13 protein-coding genes and 1 tRNA gene are annotated in these 17,791 nt (G+C 70.0%); 8 read left to right on the top strand and 6 right to left on the bottom strand.

Features of this window, described 5'->3' with window-relative positions:
• Positions 1-110: 110 nt before the first annotated feature.
• Positions 111-2,048 (top strand): VanW family protein, encoded by a 1,938-nt coding sequence (locus CT688_RS14560; RefSeq protein WP_107757485.1) that lies wholly within the window; start codon positions 111-113, stop codon positions 2,046-2,048.
• Between the two features lie 121 nt (positions 2,049-2,169).
• Here CT688_RS14560 and CT688_RS14555 read toward each other — a convergent pair whose 3' ends face one another.
• Complete coding sequence (locus tag CT688_RS14555) at positions 2,170-4,005, bottom strand: acyl-CoA dehydrogenase (RefSeq protein WP_095718086.1); 1,836 nt, start codon at positions 4,003-4,005, stop codon at positions 2,170-2,172.
• A gap of 152 nt (positions 4,006-4,157) precedes the next feature.
• Complete coding sequence (ppsA, locus tag CT688_RS14550) at positions 4,158-6,476, bottom strand: phosphoenolpyruvate synthase (RefSeq protein WP_107757484.1); 2,319 nt, start codon at positions 6,474-6,476, stop codon at positions 4,158-4,160.
• A gap of 105 nt (positions 6,477-6,581) precedes the next feature.
• Here ppsA and CT688_RS14545 point away from each other — a divergent pair, with 105 nt between their 5' ends.
• Positions 6,582-7,553, top strand: a complete 972-nt coding sequence (locus tag CT688_RS14545; RefSeq protein WP_231750365.1) for a methyl-accepting chemotaxis protein — start codon at positions 6,582-6,584, stop codon at positions 7,551-7,553.
• A 102-nt stretch (positions 7,554-7,655) separates the two neighbouring features.
• On the opposite strand, the gene CT688_RS14540 is transcribed toward CT688_RS14545, so the two are convergent.
• A tRNA-Gly gene (locus CT688_RS14540) sits at positions 7,656-7,726 on the bottom strand.
• A gap of 63 nt (positions 7,727-7,789) precedes the next feature.
• Positions 7,790-8,059, bottom strand: a complete 270-nt coding sequence (locus CT688_RS14535; protein ID WP_095718083.1) for a hypothetical protein — start codon at positions 8,057-8,059, stop codon at positions 7,790-7,792.
• A 207-nt stretch (positions 8,060-8,266) separates the two neighbouring features.
• Between CT688_RS14535 and CT688_RS14530 the strand changes: the two genes are divergently transcribed.
• The 5 genes from CT688_RS14530 (at position 8,267) to CT688_RS14510 (ending at position 13,390) form a co-directional block, all read left to right on the top strand.
• Positions 8,267-9,058 carry a hypothetical protein gene (locus CT688_RS14530; protein WP_107757482.1) on the top strand — a complete coding sequence of 264 codons (792 nt, stop codon included), beginning with the start codon at positions 8,267-8,269 and terminating at the stop codon, positions 9,056-9,058.
• Positions 9,059-9,212: 154 nt separating this feature from the next.
• Positions 9,213-10,010 (top strand): hypothetical protein, encoded by a 798-nt coding sequence (locus tag CT688_RS14525; protein ID WP_107757481.1) that lies wholly within the window; start codon positions 9,213-9,215, stop codon positions 10,008-10,010.
• On the top strand, positions 9,991-10,554 hold the full coding sequence (dcd, locus tag CT688_RS14520; protein ID WP_095718080.1) for a dCTP deaminase: 564 nt from the start codon (positions 9,991-9,993) through the stop codon (positions 10,552-10,554). The genes CT688_RS14525 and dcd overlap by 20 nt, the downstream gene beginning before the upstream one ends.
• A gap of 130 nt (positions 10,555-10,684) precedes the next feature.
• A complete protein-coding gene (locus tag CT688_RS14515; RefSeq protein WP_107757480.1) occupies positions 10,685-12,019 on the top strand; it encodes a UDP-glucose/GDP-mannose dehydrogenase family protein in 1,335 nt (444 codons plus the stop codon).
• A 63-nt stretch (positions 12,020-12,082) separates the two neighbouring features.
• Positions 12,083-13,390 carry a YibE/F family protein gene (locus tag CT688_RS14510; protein ID WP_107757479.1) on the top strand — a complete coding sequence of 436 codons (1,308 nt, stop codon included), beginning with the start codon at positions 12,083-12,085 and terminating at the stop codon, positions 13,388-13,390.
• Positions 13,391-13,401: 11 nt separating this feature from the next.
• Here the strand turns inward: CT688_RS14510 and CT688_RS14505 are convergent, their stop codons facing one another.
• Both CT688_RS14505 and CT688_RS14500 read right to left on the bottom strand, forming a co-directional pair.
• Positions 13,402-14,655, bottom strand: coding sequence for a pyridoxal phosphate-dependent aminotransferase (locus CT688_RS14505; RefSeq protein ID WP_107757478.1), 1,254 nt, complete (start codon positions 14,653-14,655; stop codon positions 13,402-13,404).
• An 87-nt stretch (positions 14,656-14,742) separates the two neighbouring features.
• Entirely contained in the window at positions 14,743-15,840 is a 1,098-nt protein-coding gene (locus tag CT688_RS14500; RefSeq protein ID WP_107757477.1) for a GAF domain-containing protein, read from the bottom strand.
• Positions 15,841-15,908: 68 nt separating this feature from the next.
• Between CT688_RS14500 and CT688_RS14495 the strand changes: the two genes are divergently transcribed.
• On the top strand, positions 15,909-17,726 hold the full coding sequence (locus CT688_RS14495; RefSeq protein WP_107757476.1) for an NAD(P)/FAD-dependent oxidoreductase: 1,818 nt from the start codon (positions 15,909-15,911) through the stop codon (positions 17,724-17,726).
• The last annotated feature ends 65 nt before the right edge of the window (positions 17,727-17,791 follow it).

Below are 17,791 nucleotides of genomic sequence, written 5' to 3'. Positions count from 1 at the left end.
ACTCATCGGTGCCGGTCCGTCATAGTGGACGCCACAGTGGTTCGGGTGGGACATCCCCGGTCGGCGCCCCGCCGGGTCGAGAGTCCCCGCTCGTGAGGAGGCGAGAACCAGTGGACGAATCCACCACCACCGGTGACGCCGGCCCCGCCCGGCCCGTCGTACTCGAGGGCGAGGGCCCGCATCCCGCGGCCGCCGACCGGCGTCGCTACCGCGTGCGGTCGAGGTGGATCCACACCGGAGTCGGCGTCTTCATGGGCCTGGCGGTGCTCTACGGATTCGACCTCGTCCACAGCATCGGCCGGGTTCCGCGCGGGGCGGAGGTGGCCGGGATCCAGGTGGGCGGGATGCGGACGGAGGACGCCGAGCAGCTCCTCATCCGTGAGTTGGGTCCACGGGTCGACGAGGAGGTCGATCTCCGGGCCGGCGTCGTGTCGACCACCCTCGATCCGCGGTCGGTCGGGTTGTCCGTGGACTGGCAGGGCACCCTGGACCGGGCGGGAGAGCAACCCCTCAACCCCCTCACGCGCCTCATCAGCCTGGTGTGGTCCACCGAGGTGGGCATCGCCAGCGTGATCCCCGACGCACGACTGACCGACTTCCTGGAGAAGCTCTCCCTGCAGGCGGACTTCGAACCGCGGGAGGGCGCCATCTGGTTCGACCGCGACGAGGTCCGCTCCGCCATCCCGTTGGACGGTCAGCGGCTGCGGATCGAGAGCTCGCGCGATGCCGTGCTCGCCCACTGGCTCGACGACGACGGGGTCGACCTCGTCGTCGACTACACCCCCACCGAGACGCAGGCGGACGAGGTGCGTGCGCTCATCCGCGACGTGGCCGAGCCCGCCGCCGGGCGCGACCTGACGTTGTTGGCCTCGCGGATGCGCGAGGACGGAACGGAGCCGCCCGTCACCACCATCACGACACGGTTGCCGGCCCCGCCGCCGCCCCCGGGGAGGGACCGGGCGGTCCCCGCCGAGCGGGAGCTCGAGATGGTCGACGCCGACGACCCGCACGCCGTGCCCGTCCTGTTCCCGCGGGACCGGATCGGCGAGTACCTCACGTTCGTGCGCAACGGGGCCGTGCTGGAGCCCCGGTTCGACGCGGATGCGGCAAAGGGGATCCTGGAGCCGCTGATGGAGGAGACCGAGCAGGAGGGGAGGGACGCCTCGTTCTCCTTCAGCGGATCGACCGCCTCGGTCGTCCCCGCAGTCCCGGGGCGCACCGTCTCGTGGGGTCCGCTCCTCAGGGCGCTCCCGGGGCAGCTCACCGATGTGCAGGGGCCGCGCGTGCTGCCGGTGGCCTACGTGGGTCGGGACCCGGAGGTCACCACCGAGGAGGCCGAGAGGGCCGGGATCCGCGAGCCCGTCGGTGAGTTCACCGTCGCGGTGGGCGCCAGTGGACGGGCGCAGTCGATGATCGCCTCGCTCGCCGGGCAGTTCATCCCCGCCGGCGAGACCTTCTCCATGTCCGATGTCACCGGGGTCGTCTCGGGAGACGTGTCCGCCGACGCCGTGGCCACCGCGCTCTTCAACGCCGCGTTCGAGTCCGGGGCGCAGGGGCTGGTCCGGACCGGCCGAGGTGTCGACGGGGCGCAGTTCCCCGCCGGTCGCGACGCCACCGCGTCCGAGGACGTGGGATTCCGCAACGCTCAGGGCACGGGCCTGGTGATCGACGCCTCGGGTAGCGGCAGCGCGGTCACCGTCCGGCTGTGGGGGACCCGCGAGTACACGGTTCGCATCTCGACCGCGCCGCGGGCCGACCTCCGCCGCGCCGAGACCCGTGTCCTCACCAGCCCCGGGTGCACCCCGGACCCGGGCGCCGACGGGTACACGGCCCGGGTCACCCGAGTGGTCCAGCGGGGCGAGGAGACGGTCAGCACCGACACCGTGTCCTCGACGTATGCGCCCCGCGTCCGCGTCGAGTGTCGGGTCGAGAGCCCGTCACCCACCGCCGAGCCGCCCGGCCCGGTCGCGCCGCCGCCGGTGCCGGACGACGCGATACGGATCCCGGGTCTGCCGGAGTTCCGGATCCCGGTCCTGCCCGGCAACTGACCGCCCGCCCCTGCGCGAGGTGCGCGCCCGAAATGCACGGATCCCCGGGGGGTGTGCGTCGTGTCGGGACCCAACAAGACGCACACCCCCCGGGGATCGCGGGGAGCGGCTCAGCGGTTCATCAGAACGCGGCCTCGTCCAGCTCCATGAGCTCGCCGCCGAGGCCGGCGACGATCCCGCGCGTGGCGGTGAGGAGCGGCAGCTCGTTGTTCGCGAACCACTTGGCGGCGGCGATCTTGCCGTTGTAGAAGGCGGTGTCGGCGTCCGACGCGCCCTCCAGCGCGGCGAGCGCGACCTCGGCGCCGACGAGCAGACGCCAGCCCATCATGAGGTCACCGAACGCCATGAGCAGGCGGACGGAGGCCAGACCGATGGTGTAGAGGTGCTTGGGATCCTCCTGCGAGGCGAGAAGGTGGTCGAAGCAGGTGCCGACCATCGCCTCGACGTCGGCGAGAGCGGTCGCCAGCACCTCGCGCTCGCTGGCCAACTCGGCGGGCCCCTCGGTCTCGATGTACTTCTTGATCTGCGCCGACACGTGCCCGATGGCGGTGCCGCGGTCGCGGGCGATCTTGCGGAAGAAGAAGTCCTGCGCCTGGATCGCGGTGGTGCCCTCGTACAGGGAGTCGATCTTGGCGTCGCGGATGTACTGCTCGATCGGGTAATCCTGGAGGAAGCCCGACCCGCCGAAGGTCTGCAGTGACTCGGTGAGCAGCTCGTATGCCCGCTCGGACCCGACACCCTTGACGATCGGCAGCAGCAGGTCGTTGACGCGGTGGGCGAGCTCACCGTCGGCGCCCGAGACGCGCTGGGCGATCTCGACGTCCTGATGGGCGGCGGTGTACATGTACACCGCGCGCAGGCCCTCGGCGAACGCCTTCTGACGGATGAGTGCACGGCGCACGTCTGGGTGGTGCGTGATGGTCACGCGGGGTGCGTTCTTGTCGGCCATCTCGGCCATGTCGCCACCCTGCACGCGCTCCTTGGCGAACTCCAGGGCGTTGAGGTAACCGGTCGACAGGGTGGAGATGGCCTTGGTGCCCACCATCATCCGCGCGTGCTCGATCACGTCGAACATCTGGCGGATGCCAAGGTTGAGCTCCCCGTCGCCGACGATCCAACCCTTGGCGGGCACGCCGTGGCCACCGAAGGTGAGCTCACACGTGGTGGAGACCTTGATGCCCATCTTGTGCTCGACGCCGGTGACGAACACGCCGTTGCGCTCGCCCAGTTCACCGGACTCGAAGTCGAAGTGGAACTTGGGGACGAAGAACAGCGACAGTCCCTTGGTGCCCGGTCCGGCGCCCTCGGGGCGGGCCAGGACGAGGTGGAAGATGTTCTCGAAGAGATCGTCGGAGTCCGCGGAGGTGATGAACCGCTTGACGCCCTCGATGTGCCAGCTCCCGTCGTCCTGCTTGACGGCCTTGGTGCGACCGGCGCCCACGTCGGATCCGGCGTCGGGCTCGGTGAGCACCATGGTCGCGCCCCAGCCGCGCTCGACGCAGGTGGCGGCCCACTGCTTCTGCTCCTCGGTGCCGTTCTCGTAGAGCACGGCCGCGAAGGACGGTCCGGCGCCGTACATGAACGCGGGGGGGTTGGCGCCGAGCATCATCTCGCCGGCGGCCCACACCAACGCGCGGGGAGCGGGCATGCCACCGAGGTCCTCCGGCAGGCCCATCGACCAGTAACCCGCCTCGTACCAGGCGCGGAAGGACTTCTTGAAATCCTCCGGCAGGGAGACCGAGTGGGTCTCGGGGTCGAAGACCGGCGGGTTGCGGTCGGCCGACGAGAAGGACTCGGCGACCGGGCCCTCGGTGAGGGTGGCGACCTCGGAGAGGATTCCCCGGGCGGTGTCGGTGTCCATGTCGCCGAACTCGCCGGCGTCGAGTGCCTCGTTCATGCGCAGGACCTCGAACATGTTGAACTCGAGATCGCGGACGTTGCTCTTGTAGTGACCCATTACGGTCTTCTCCGATCGGAGTGCGGTGTCGTGGCAATGGAGGTGGCCGCGCGGGTCGGCACCGATGCCATGTGCTCACCGGAACCTACCCGTCGGTAACAAGACAGATGTTAGTGCGTTGTCAGCGATCCGTCCAAGGTGAGGAAAGGCTCTTATTTCGCAGGTGAGCGGCGTGTCGCCGATCGGGCCGCATCGAGCAGGATCGACTTCTCGGCGCGTGCCACGGTCCGCCGGGTGATCTCGGCGTAGTCGGGTGTCACCGACACCGACGTCACCCCCCGGCGCACGAGATGCTCGGCCATCGCGGGGTCGGTCGACGCCGCCTGGCCGCACAGGGAGACGGTGAGCCCCGATTCGTGGCAGCGGTCGATGATCTGGTCGATGGACGCCAGTACCGCCGGGTCCATGGAGTCGAACAACTCCGCGCACACCTCGGAGTCGCGGTCCACGCCCAGGGTCAGCTGGGTGAGATCGTTGGACCCGATCGAGACGCCGTCGATGCCCATCGCCGCGTACTCCGGGATCCAGTGGACGACCGACGGGACCTCGGCCATGATCCACCGCTTGAGTCCCGGGTCGCGCCCGAGTGGGTGGCCGTCGACGATGTCCAGGCAGGCGCGGAGCTCCCACGCCGTGCGGACGAACGGGATCATCAGGTGCAGGTTGCGGTGCTTCTCGCGCACCCGGGCGAGCGCATCCAGCTCGAGTCGGAACAGGTCCGGCTCCCTGGTGTACCGGAAGCACCCGCGGTAGCCGATCATCGGGTTGCGCTCCTCGGCCTCGACCTCACCGCCGAGCAGGCCTCGGAACTCGTTCGAGCGAAGGTCGGTCGCGCGGTAGATCACGGGCCGGGGGTCGAAGGCCGCGGCGATCGTGGCGATCCCGGACGCCATGCGGTCCACGTAGTCGGCTGTCCTCCCCTCGGTGATGAGCGTGCGCGGGTGGACGCCCTCCAGTGCGCTGGTGATGAGGAACTCCGCGCGCAGCAGACCGACGCCGTCCACGTCCATCGCGGCCACGCGGGCGGCGGCGTCGGGGGTCGCGAGGTTGACGTACACCGCGGTCGCGGTGACCTCGCGCGTCCGTGCCTCGGGTGTCCGACCGACGTCGGCGGGAGCCTGTTCGGCGGCGGCCGGACGGACGGTGCCCGGGTAGACGACGCCGGCCGTGCCGTCGACGGTGATGGTCTGCCCGTCGTGGATGTCCGTGGTCGCCGACCTGGTGCCGACGATGACGGGACGGCCCAGCTCGCGACCGACTATCGCGGCGTGGCAGGTGACCCCGCCCTCGTCGGTGACGATCGCGGCCGCCCGTTTGAGGATCGGCAACCAGTCCGGGTCGGTCATCGTCGCGACCAGGATCTCGCCGGGTGCGAGGTCGGCGCCGTCCGCGAGTTCATGCAGGACCCGGGCCCGCCCCGTGGCCGTGCCCGGTCCGGCGCCCAGTCCCTCGACGAGCGGCTCCACGTCTCCCCCGGACCGGCCGTCACCCGACGCACCCCGATCACCGTCCGGCGCCCGGTCCACGAGGGTGGTGATAGGGCGGGTCTGGACGAGATACAGCTCGCCGTCCTCGAATGCGAACTCGGTGTCCTGTGGCGTGCCGTAGTGCGCTTCCGACGCCATGGCCTGACGGGCGACGGCTCGCACCTGTTCGTCGTCGAGGACGCGGGTGGTCTGCATCTCCTCGGGAACGGGCACGAGTCCGTCGTCTGTGCGGCCGGCGATGATCCGCGTGAGCTTGCGGCCCACGTGGGCGGAGAGGACGCCCAGGTCGGACTTGTCGACGACGTAGGTGTCGGGCTCGACCTTGCCGCCCACGACGACCTCCCCGAGGCCGAAGGCCGCTTCGATCACCACCCGGTCGGTCCGGGAGGTGCGGGGGTCCGCGGTGAAGGCCACCCCTGAGGTGTCGGAGCGGACCATCCGCTGGACGACCACCGCGATGGACGGCTCCTCGTCGTAACCCGACACCGCCCGGTAGGTCATCGCTCGCGGCGACCACAGCGAGCACCAGCACTTGCGGACTGCATCGAGCAGGGCGTCTTCGCCGACGACGTCGGTGTAGGACTCGTGGATGCCGGCGAACGACGTGTCGCCCGCGTCCTCGGCGGGGGCGGAGCTGCGGACCGCGACCGGGACGTCGTGTCCCAGCGCGCGGTAGTGCTCCAGGACCGACTCGCGCAGAGGAACCGGCATGTCCACGTCCGCTACGGTCCGCGTCAGTTCCGCGGACCTCGCCATGAGCTCGGCCTCGGTGAGTCCTTCCTCCGGAACCCGATCGGCGTGCAGACGTGCGCGGACGCCTCCGGCGTCCATCGCCTCCAGATACGCCGACTGGCCGATCGCGAAACCGGGTGGCACCGCGAGTCCTGCTCCGGTCATCTCCCCGAGATTGGCCGACTTGCCTCCGTACTCGGGTGAGTCATCGAGTCGTAGATCATCGAAGGTCACGACCTGTCGTGCGCTCATCTCGTACTCCTTCCGGGGAGCGCCATGGGGTCCATCCACCCGCTGCTTTCTCCATGGTGCGCTGATCCGGAGGCCCCGCGTGGGATGTTCGGGCAGAATCGATCCATGGCTGAACTGCAGGTCCGGGTGCCCTCCGCGTCATCCCTCGTCAACAGCGCGTTCCGAGTGGTGGAGTGGGAGCTTTCGGTGGCGCGTGAGCTACTCCTCCTGCCGGCGCGGGTGATGGCCCTCCTGGAGGACGTGGAGTCCGTCGTCCGGCGGGTCCAGCGTCTTCTGGACGAGGTCGAGCGGACCGTGTCCTCCATCGACCGGATCGTGCTGACGGCCGCGGAGACCGTCGACGGGGTGCGGACCACCGTCTCGCGGGCTGACGCGGTGATCGACGACGTCGAGCGCACGGTCTCCTCCGCCGACTCCACGGTCGCGCGGGTGGGGTCGACGGTGGAGTCGGCGGACGGGATCGTGGCGCGGGTGGGGTCGACGGTGGAGTCGGCGGACGGGATCGTGGCGCGAGTGGGGTCGACTGTGGATTCCGCGGACGGCGTGGTGGGACGGGTCAGTGCGACGGTGGACGTCGCCGACGACCTGGTGATCGAGGCCGGTGGACTCATCGGACGAGTGGAGCCACTCCTGGATTTCGCCGACTCGGCCCTGGCGCCCGTCAAGCCGGTGGTCGAGGCCCTGCTGGTCGATGCCGAGCTCTCTCCGGAGACAGCCGGGAAGGTGGCGACCCGCCTCACCGAGGTCCTGGTGTGGGCGGACAAGACCATCGCGCTCCTGGAACCGATCGCCGACGAGATACTCGAATCGGTCGAGCCGGAGGAGATCAGGGCCGTCGTCAAGTTCATCGACCACCTGCCCGCGCTGGGCGACAGTCTCGAGAACGACGTGATTCCCGTGATCGCTTCGCTAGACACCGTGGCACCGGAGGTCCACCAGATCCTCGAGGTCGCGCAGCACTGTCTCGAGGCGGTCAAGGGCATTCCCGGGTTCCAGCTCCTGCGGCGCCGCGGGGGCGAGAACGGTAACGGAAAGGGCGGGTCGTCCGTGCCGAGCACGACCACGCCAGGCGCCTGATCGCGACCATTGCGGCGGGGTGTCGCGAGGGAGCAGGGTCACGAAGGAATGGGCTCGCCAGATGACTCGAGGCCCTCCCGTGGGGGAGGGCCTCGACAACTGAGCCGATGACGGGAATCGAACCCGCGCTGTCTGCTTGGGAAGCAGAAGTTCTACCATTGAACTACATCGGCAGTGCACTTCACGCGGCGTCGCCGCTCGAAGGCCGGTTCAGATTAGCACGAAGGCTCCGGGCGTCAGCGGTTCCGGGGGTCTTTGCGGGCGGCCTTTCGCTTGGCTCCGGTGGTCATGGGTCGCCGGGTCTGTGCGAGCGAGGCGCGGGGCACGAACCCGAAACCGACCCCGCCGACAACGGCAACGGCGAGCGCGCCGAAGACCCACGGGGTGAGTGAACCGCCGCCGGTCAGTCCCATCGCCACGATGAGGGCGGCGATGCCCACGCACACCCAGGACCAGATGGTCCATCGCCAGATGTACTTGGAGGGCTCTTCCCTGAAATCGTCCATACCCCCGATTGCACCACGTGCGCGGGGCGCGGCGCATATCCGCGCGGTCCGGGGGTCTGCGCCGGGACCGGTGGTGTGGCCGTTCTCACGACGATTCGCTGCGCCCACGGGTATGGAACCGGTGGCCGTTCACGCTGGAATAGGGTGAGAACCCGTTTCAGTGGCCGGTCATCGGTCGACGGACGACTCTTCCCGGGGAGGACGAGCATGGAGGACGTGACGGAGCGGCCCATCGCCCGACGAGTGCGCACCGTCCTGGCGCGCGGGGCCGCGGGCACGGTCGGTTCAGGGCTGCTGACCCGGCCACTACGGTCCGCGCGGGTCCGCGACGACGGTGTGATCGTGCTCGTCGTCGACGTCGGCGGCATGTCCCGCGACGGGGGTGAGTCGGGCGGTGTGGCGTCCACGGGTGGATCAGCGTCCGCCGAGATCGTCGACACGGTGTGCACCGGCCGATGTCGTCGGGTCGGAGCAGGACCATCCTTCGCGGTGGACGGCCGTACCGGGTCCACCCGATGCGATGACGAGTGCGCCGTGGTTCGAGGCGTGGTGACCATCGCCGGGATCGTCACGGCGTCCTCGCCGACGCGGCGGCGCAGGCTGGTCGCCGCCGAGGGCGGGTCGGGGCACGGCGGCGAGACCGGTGCCTTGCGACTGAGTGAGGTGCGGCCGCTCGACATCTCCTACATGTGTGCCGACGGGGCGTACGTGATCGCGCGCGGTGAGCTCGCGGCGGCAGCAGTGGACCCGATCGGTGTCGACGAGCAGGCGTGGTTGCGCCGTCTCGGATCCGACTCCGCACTCGCGGCGCGGCTCGCGCTGCGCGGTGGCCACCAGATCGCGGGTACCGACCCGTGGATCGTCGGCGTCGACAGCGCCGGCCTGGATCTCTCGGTCGGGGCCGCGACCGGGTCCAGAGTGGTCGAACGACTGCCGTTCTCGCAGGTCTGCCGCGATTCCGGAGACCTTCTGGCCGAGATCGCCGCCCTCGGGGGATAAGGCCGCAAAACACCACCTCGACCCAAACCCTTGCCAAAGAGGTAAGCCTTACCTAAGTTGGTCGCTGCGGGTAGTCACGTCCCCGCCCCCGGACCGTTCCGGCGCTCCTCCCAGAGGCGCCGGAACGGTGCGGGAACGACCACGAGGAGTTGGCATGCGATCACTGGTGGGGCCTGTGCCCGAGCCCGCGGAACGAGTGAGCTCGGCGCTACGCCGGTGCCCCCGGGCGACACTGGAACTTCTCTCCACCCCGAGCAGTCCCTCCGCCGCATCCGCCGCGTCCGCACCAGAGGTGACCCTGGTGCACCAGGTGCCCGGGACCGCCGACCTCTGGGTGGCGCTCCCGATGGCGCACGCGAGCGTGATCGGTGTCGGGGGAGCGACGGCCCGACTCGAAGTCCTGGACGAGATCATCGGAGGCGCGGCCGAGGGGCGGTGTCGACGCATCGTCGTCGTCGAGGGTCGTGTGGAACTGCCGGGCCTGCGCGCCCAGCGCCGCACCGCGGGCGAGATCGCCCGCGACCTCCCCGACACCGTCCTGCTGGACGTGGGCACCGGTGTCGCGCTGGTGCGGCTCCGGGCCGAGCGGATCGTGCTGACCGACGATGACGGCGTGACCGACATCGACCCCGAGGATCTGGCGACCTCCGGGCCCGACCCCTTCTCCGACCTCGAGGGACACTGGCTCGCCCACCTCAACGACCCGCGCTGCCAGGTCGTGCCGCGTATGGCGCTGCGCGTGTGCCGATGCCTCCCGGCCGAGCGCCCGCTGCTGGTCGGCATCGACCGGGCGGGGGTGGATATCGAGATCGTCGGTCGCGACGGGCGCATCCACCGCGAGCAACTGCCCTTCGCCGAGGCGTGCGTGGGGGTCACGGAGTTGGGCACCCAGCTCCGACTGCTCGCCGGGGGGTCGCGATACCCTCTAGACCGTGCTGCTCTCCGACCGTGACCTCCGCTCCGAGCTCGCCGACGGGCGGCTCACGATCGACCCCTTGGACTCCTCGCTGATCCAGCCGTCGAGCATCGACGTCCGTCTGGACAGTCTGTTCCGCGTGTTCAACAACTCGCGCTACACCCACATCGATCCGGCACAGCAGCAGGACGACCTCACGGAACTCGTCGAACCCGCCCAGGGGGACCCGTTCGTGCTGCACCCGGGAGAGTTCGTCCTCGGGGCGACTCTCGAGCGTCTGGGCCTGCCCGACGACCTCGCTGGTCGACTCGAGGGCAAGTCCTCGCTCGGCCGACTGGGTCTGCTCACGCACTCCACCGCCGGGTTCATCGACCCGGGGTTCGAGGGGCACATCACCCTCGAGCTGTCCAACGTGGCCAACCTGCCCATCACGCTGTGGCCGGGGATGAAGATCGGCCAGCTGTGCCTGTTCCGGCTGTCCAGCCCCGCCGAGGTCCCCTACGGCACCGCGGCGACGGGCTCGAAGTACCAGGGGCAGCGCGGGCCGACGGCCTCCAAGGCGTACCTCAACTTCCGCTGACCGGCCCTGCCTCCGGACCGGGCCCGTCCGAGAAGCGGGCCGCCCCCGCACCCGCACCCGCAGCAGGACGCTCGTCCCGCGTTCACCCCGGCGTTTCCGGGATGTCGTCCGAAGGCAGTAGAAGTAAGCCATGCGTATGACGGTGTTCGGGACCGGGTATCTGGGTGCGACTCATGCCGCGTGTATGGCGGAGTTGGGCCATGAGGTGCTGGGTGTGGATGTGGACGAGGCGAAGATCGATCGGCTGCGTCGCGGGGAGGTGCCGTTCTACGAGCCGGGGTTGCCGGAGATCCTGAAGCGACAGGTCGAGGCGGGTCGGGTGCGGTTCACCACGGATTATGCGGAGGCGGCGGAGTTCGCGGATCTGCATTTCATCGGGGTGGGGACCCCACAGCGCAAGGGGGAGTTCGCGGCGGACACCTCGCATGTTCAGGAGGTGGTGGCCCGCTTGGCGCCGTTGCTGACCGCGGACGCGGTGATGGTGGGCAAGTCGACGGTGCCGGTGGGTACGGCGGCGAGGTTGCAGGACATCGCCGACGAGCGGGTGCGGGCCGGGGTGCGGGCGGAGGTGGTGTGGAACCCGGAGTTCCTGCGGGAGGGCTTCGCGGTGGCCGACACGCTCACGCCGGATCGGATCGTGATCGGGGTGAGGGAGCCCGGTGGTCCGGTCGAGGAGGTGGTGCGGGGGGCGTACGTGCCGATCCTGGAGTCCGATCCGTGCCCGGTGATCGTGACGGACCTGGCCACGGCGGAGTTGGTCAAGGTCAGCGCGAACGCGTTTCTGGCCACCAAGATCAGCTTCATCAACGCGGTGTCGGAGGTGTGTGAGGCGGCGGGCGCTGATGTGACGGTGTTGGCGGATGCGATCGGGATGGATCCGCGGATCGGTCGGCGGTTCCTGGGCGCCGGGCTGGGGTTCGGTGGGGGGTGTCTGCCCAAGGACATCCGGGCGTTCATGGCACGCGCGGGGGAGTTGGGTGCCGATCAGGCGATGTCGTTCCTGCGGGAGGTGGACTCGATCAACATGCGTCGCCGGGAGCGGATGGTGGATCTGGCGACCGAGGCGTGTGGGGGGATGTTGATCGGTAAGACGGTCGCGGTGCTGGGGGCGGCGTTCAAGCCGGACTCCGACGATGTGCGGGACTCCCCGGCGTTGAACGTGGCGGGGATGCTCTCGCTCAAGGGGGCGCAGGCGGTGGTGTACGACCCGCAGGCGCTGGACAACGCGCGGGCGCTGTTCCCGACGTTGACGTACGCGGGGTCGGCGCTCGAGGCGTGTGAGGGCGCGGATGTGGTGCTGGTGGCCACCGAGTGGCCGGAGTTCCTCGAGTTGGACCCGGCGGCCGTGACCCGGGTGGCGCGGGGGCGGATCATGCTGGACGGGCGCAACTGCATGCCCGCCGAGGCCTGGCGCGCGGCCGGCTGGACCTACCGCGCCCTCGGCCGCGGGGTGGCCGTTTCCTGACCGGTCGCGCCGGCGATCGTGCTGCCCCTGCCGGCGGGCGCGGTCCGGGTTAGGGTTACCGGCGTGAGCGACCGGTCGGCGACCCCTCCCAGCCCTAGCCCCAGACACAGGCACAGGCACCGGGTCGAGCGCGCCCCTCGCGGGACCCGCCTCGTGCCGTCCGGCAGCGCCGGGCGGATCACGGTGGTCGCCCTGACCCTGGGCGCGATCGCGACCCTCATCGGGGTGGCGCTCCTCTGGCCCACCTTCACCGACCCCGAGCTGGACCCGTACTTCGCCCAGGCGTCCGGGGCCTCGGTGATGACCGAGCGCGGCGAGGTCGTGTCCACCGAGATGGCGCCCTGCGGCTCCCCGGACAACGGGCGGGTCCTGCCCGGGCCGCCGCTCGACCCCCGGTTCCCCGGCCCCGAGTGCCCGCGCTCGATCGTGCGGCTCGACACCGGCCCGGACGCCGGCCGGGAGGTGCTGCTGGAGATACCGCCCGGGCCCGGATCCCCGGATCTCGGCGCCGGTGACCAGATCCAGCTGGGCCGCTCACCCCAGGGAGCCACCGACATCTACGCGTTCGAGGACTTCACGCGGACCGTGCCCATGGCCCTGTGGCTCCTCGTGGGCGCCGCGGTGATGGTCGCCGTCGGGCGATGGAAGGGGCTGCGGGCCCTCATCGGGATCGTGGTGGCCCTCCTCGTCGTCGTAGGGTTCGTCCTGCCCTCGATCCTGGACGGCAACCCGGCCATCCTGGTGGCCGTCATCGGCGGCTCCGCCGTCCTCTACCTGGTGATCTACGTGGTGCACGGGATCAACCTCAAGACCCACGCCGCCCTCCTCGGAACGCTGTCCGCGATGCTGGCGGCGGCGTTACTGAGCTGGGTGGTCATCGAGACCACCAGGATCACCGGGCTCAGTGGCGACTCCACGACCCAGGTCCAGGTGTTCGTGCAACACGTCTCGCTCACCGGGCTCCTGCTCGCCGGCTTCATCATCGGCGCGCTCGGCGTGCTCAACGACGTCACCGTGAGCCAGTCCGCGACCGTGTTCGAGATGCGCCACCTCGACCCCCACGCCGGCCCCGTCGAGGTGTTCCGGTCCGCGATGGGCGTCGGACGCGACCACGTGGCCTCGATGGTCTACACCCTGGTGCTGGCGTACACCGGGTCGGCGCTCCCCCTGCTGCTGCTGTTCTCGCTGGGAACCCGCTCGCCGCTGTCGATCCTCACGTCCGATGTCGTGGCGGTGGAGCTGATGCGGTCGCTCGTCGGCGCGATCGCGCTGGCGCTGTGCGTCCCGCTCACCACAGCGGCCGCGGTGTGGCTCTCCCGGGACGTGACCTCGGAGGAACTGGACCGGGCGACCGTCGGCACGCGTGCGTGAGAGTCCCGGGTCTACTGACGGTATGAGGCCAGGAAGTTGCCGATCCGCTCGATCGCCACGGCGAGGTCCCGGCCGGCCGGCAACGTGACCACCCGGAAGTGGTCCGGATTCGGCCAGTTGAACCCCGTGCCCTGGGTGACGAGGATGCGCTCGCGCTCGAGAAGGTCCAGGGCGAACAGGCGGTCGTCGTAGATCTCGTGGACCTCCGGGTCGAGCCTGGGGAACACGTAGAGGGCTCCCATCGGCTTGACGCAGCTCACCCCCGGGATCGAGTTGAGCTTTTCCCACGCGATGCCGCGCTGCTCGTGGAGCCGTCCCCCGGGCTCGATCAGTTCGTCGATCGACTGGTACCCGCCGAGAGCCACCTGGATCGCGTGCTGCGCCGGCACGTTGGGGCACAGTCTCGTCGAGGCCAGCAATTCCAGTCCCTCGAGGAACCCGGCCGCGTGCGCCTTCGGTCCGGTGATCGCCATCCAGCCCGCCCGGTAACCCGCCACGCGGTAGGTCTTGGACAGTCCGTTGAAGGTCAGGACCAGCAGATCGTGCGCGAGCGAGGCGATCGAGGTGTGCTGGGCCTCGTCGTAGATGATCCGGTCGTAGATCTCGTCGGCCAGGATGAGCAGACTGTGCTCGCGCGCCAGGTCCACGATCCCCTGCAGGACCTCGCGGGAGTAGACCGCCCCGGTGGGGTTGTTGGGGTTGATCACCACGATGGCCTTGGTCCTGGGCGTGATCTTCGAGGCGATGTCCTCGAGTGACGGATTCCAGTCGTCGTCCTCGTCCGTGAGGTAGTGGACGGGCCTGCCGCCCGCGAGCGAGGTCATGGCGGTCCAGAGCGGATAGTCCGGCGCCGGGATGAGGACCTCGTCGCCGTCGTCGAGCAGGGCCTGCATCGTCATCGTGATGAGCTCGGAGACTCCGTTGCCCAGGTAGATGTCCTCCACATCCAGGTGGGGGAAATCGGGCACCAACTCGTAGCGCGTGAAGATCGCCCGGCGGGCCGACAGGATGCCCTTGGACTCCGAGTAGCCCTGCGCATGGGGGAGAGCCGCGATCATGTCGCGCATGATCACGTCCGGTGCCTCGAACCCGAAGGGCGCGGGGTTGCCGATGTTCAGCTTGAGGATCCGGTGGCCCTCCGCCTCGAGCTGGTTCGCCCGCGCGAGCACGGGGCCACGGATCTCGTAGAGGACGTCCTTGAGTTTGGACGACTGGTCGAGCGTGCGCGGCTGGCGGAGCGTGCGTCCCGTGGTCTCAGGCGTCATGTCTGCAGATTGTGCCACCCCGGACCGGCGGTGCTCCGGTCGCGCCGACCCCGTGGGCGTCAGACCGGTGGCATCGGACCCGTGGCGTCAGATCCCGTACCGCAGATCGATGATGGCCGGGATGTCCGAATGGGGCAGGAGATCGTCGGGATGCTGCACCGAGAGGTAGTCCACGCATCGCCTCTCGTGCGGGGCCAGGGCGTACGGCTGGGAGTCGATCGACAGGCCGGTGAGCTGACGGAGCCTGCGCACCTCCCCCCGGACCGTGGCCGTGGCGTCGCCGTCACCGTAGAGCGCCTCGGACAGGGACCGCGCCGACCAGGCCTCCCGGGACGCCAACAACGCGAGCAACTCCGCCCGTCGCGGGGTGAGGTCGATGCTCGACCCGTCGGCACGGATCACCGACGGCCGCCACCCGAGCAGACGGATCTCGGTCACCGGGGCCCCGTCTCGACCGGCCCGCCCGTCGGGGCCGGGCCGCGGCACCGGATCCGCCGGGCGGTCGGCCGCGCTCCGGGTTCCCGGGGCCGGCCCGCCCGCCCCGCTCGCGAGCAGAGCCTCGGCGAGCCGCACACCGCACCGGACCAGCGCCGCCGTCTCAGAACTCGAGAAGCGCACCGGGTGGGAGACGTCCAGCACGCCGAGGATCCTGCCGCCGGCGTCGCGGACGGGACTGGCCGTGCACGTCCACCCGTGGTGGGCCCGGACATAGTGTTCGCCCGCGGTGGCGTGGGTCAACGTCCCGGTCTCCAGCGCGAGGGAGATGCCGTTCGTGCCGATTCCCCGCTCCGACCAGTCCGCGCCCTCGGCGAACGCGATCGTGTCCGCGCGACGGAGCACCTCGGGACTGCCCGATCTCCAGAGCAGGCACCCCCGGGCATCCGTGAGCACCACCAGGTGGCGGCCCGCGGCCGACGTGTCGGACACCGAGGCCACCACGTCGGCGGCGATGTGCCGCAGCGGCGTGCGCCCACGCGCGTCCGCCACCTGCTCACGGCTGAGGACGCGCGCGGGCAACTCCTGATCCGGCGATATCCCGGCCGCACCGCTACGCCTCCACGCCCGCAGCACCCGCGTGTCGAGATCCGAGGTCGCGCCACCGGCGAGCGCGATCCCGTGGGCCCGGATCGAGCGCTCGGCGAAGGCCCGGGGGTCGGAGAACCTGAGGGCCGGGTGCAACGACATTGCCACCCCCTGGGGACAAAAGTGTGATCTACGTCATCGCCGAAGCTACACGACACGAAGGAGCGGACATGACCCAGACGACAGCCGTCCCCACCGAGCGAGGTGGGCCGGACGAGACGATCACCTCCTGGCTCGCGGAGTTCGACGACGCCCTCCGGGCGGGGGACTCCGACCGGGCCGCGCAGCTGTTCGAGCCCGACGGGTACTGGCGTGACTTCGTGGCCTTCACGTGGAACCTCAAGACACTCGAGGGACGCGAGCAGATCCGCCGGATGCTCGACTCCCAGCTCGTCGCGGTCTCGCCCTCCGACTGGTCGCTCGACGAACCCGCGAGCGCGTCGGACGGTGTGGTCGAGGCGTGGGTGAGCTTCGAGACCGTGGCCGGCCGCGGGTGGGCCCACCTCCGACTGCGTGACGGCAGGGCCTGGACCCTCCTGACCACGATGCAGGAGCTCAGAGGCCACGAGGAGAAGAGGCGTCGGACCCGGGAGCAGGGCGTCGAACACGTCATCCGGAGGGGGCGCAAGACCTGGCTCGAGCGGAAGCGGGAACGTCAGGAGACGCTCGGCTACACCGGGCAGCCGTACACGGTGATCATCGGTGGCGGGCAGGGCGGGATCGGACTCGCGGCCCGACTCAAGCGCCTGGGCGTGCCGACCCTGGTGATCGAGAAGAACGAGCGGGCCGGCGACTCGTGGCGCAAGCGCTACAAGTCGCTCCACCTCCACGATCCGGTCTGGTACGACCATCTCCCGTACATCCCCTTCCCCGACGACTGGCCCGTGTTCCCCTCGAAGGACAAGGTCGGGGACTGGCTGGAGCACTACACCGCGATCATGGAGCTCGACTACTGGTCCGGCACGCAGTGTCTCAACGCGGACTTCGACGACCAGTCCGGCACCTGGCGTGTCGAGGTGGACCGGCGCGGTGAGAGGGTCGAACTCCGACCCACCCAGCTGGTGTTCGCCCTCGGGGTCTCCGGTTACCCCAACATCCCTCACGTCGAGGGCGCCGAGTCGTTCGCGGGGGAGCAGTGGCACTCCTCCGAGTTCACGGGTGAGGGGGACGTGGAGGGTAAGCGGGCCGTGGTGATCGGCTCGAACAACTCCGCGCACGACATCTGCGCCGCGCTGTGGGACCACGGCGCGGAGGTCACCATGGTGCAGCGCTCCTCCACCCACATCGCGAGAAGTGACTCGCTCATGTCGCTCGCGCTCGGACCCCTGTACTCCGAGGAGGCCCTCGAGGCCGGCGTGACGACCGAGAAGGCCGACATGCTCTTCGCCTCCTGGCCCTACCGGCTGCTCCCCGGGGTGCAGATCCCCGTCTACGAGCAGATGGCGGAGAAGGACGCCGAGTTCTACGGCAGGCTCCGGGACGCCGGGTTCGAGCTGGACTTCGGGGAGGACGGCTCCGGCCTGTTTCTCAAGTACCTCCGTCGCGGCTCGGGATACTACATCGACGTCGGTGCCAGTCAGCTGGTGATCGACGGCGAGGTCGCGTTGGCGCGCGGTCAGGTGACGCGGATCCACCCCGACGGGGTGGAGCTGGACGACGGGACGATCCTGCCCGCCGACCTCATCGTCTACGCCACCGGCTACGGCTCGATGAACCAGTGGCTGACCGATCTGGTGTCCCAGGACGTCGCCGACCGGGTGGGCAAGGTCTGGGGATACGGCTCCGACACCACCCGGGACCCCGGGCCCTGGGAGGGGGAGCTGCGCAACATGTGGAAGCCGACGAACGTCGACCAGCTCTGGATCCACGGCGGCAACCTGCACCAGTCACGCCACTACTCCAAGTACCTGGCCCTGCAGCTCAAGGCGAGGATGGAAGGAGTGCCCACCCCGGTGTACGAGGTCCAGCGCGTTCATCACCCCTGCTGACGGCGGAGCCGGGAAAGCACTGCGGCCCGTGATCGAGTCTCGATCACGGGCCGCAGTGCGTGTGA

This window comes from Dietzia sp. JS16-p6b (assembly GCF_003052165.1).
Taxonomy (GTDB): Bacteria; Actinomycetota; Actinomycetes; order Mycobacteriales; family Mycobacteriaceae; genus Dietzia.
This window is presented reverse-complemented; position numbering and strand designations above follow the sequence as displayed.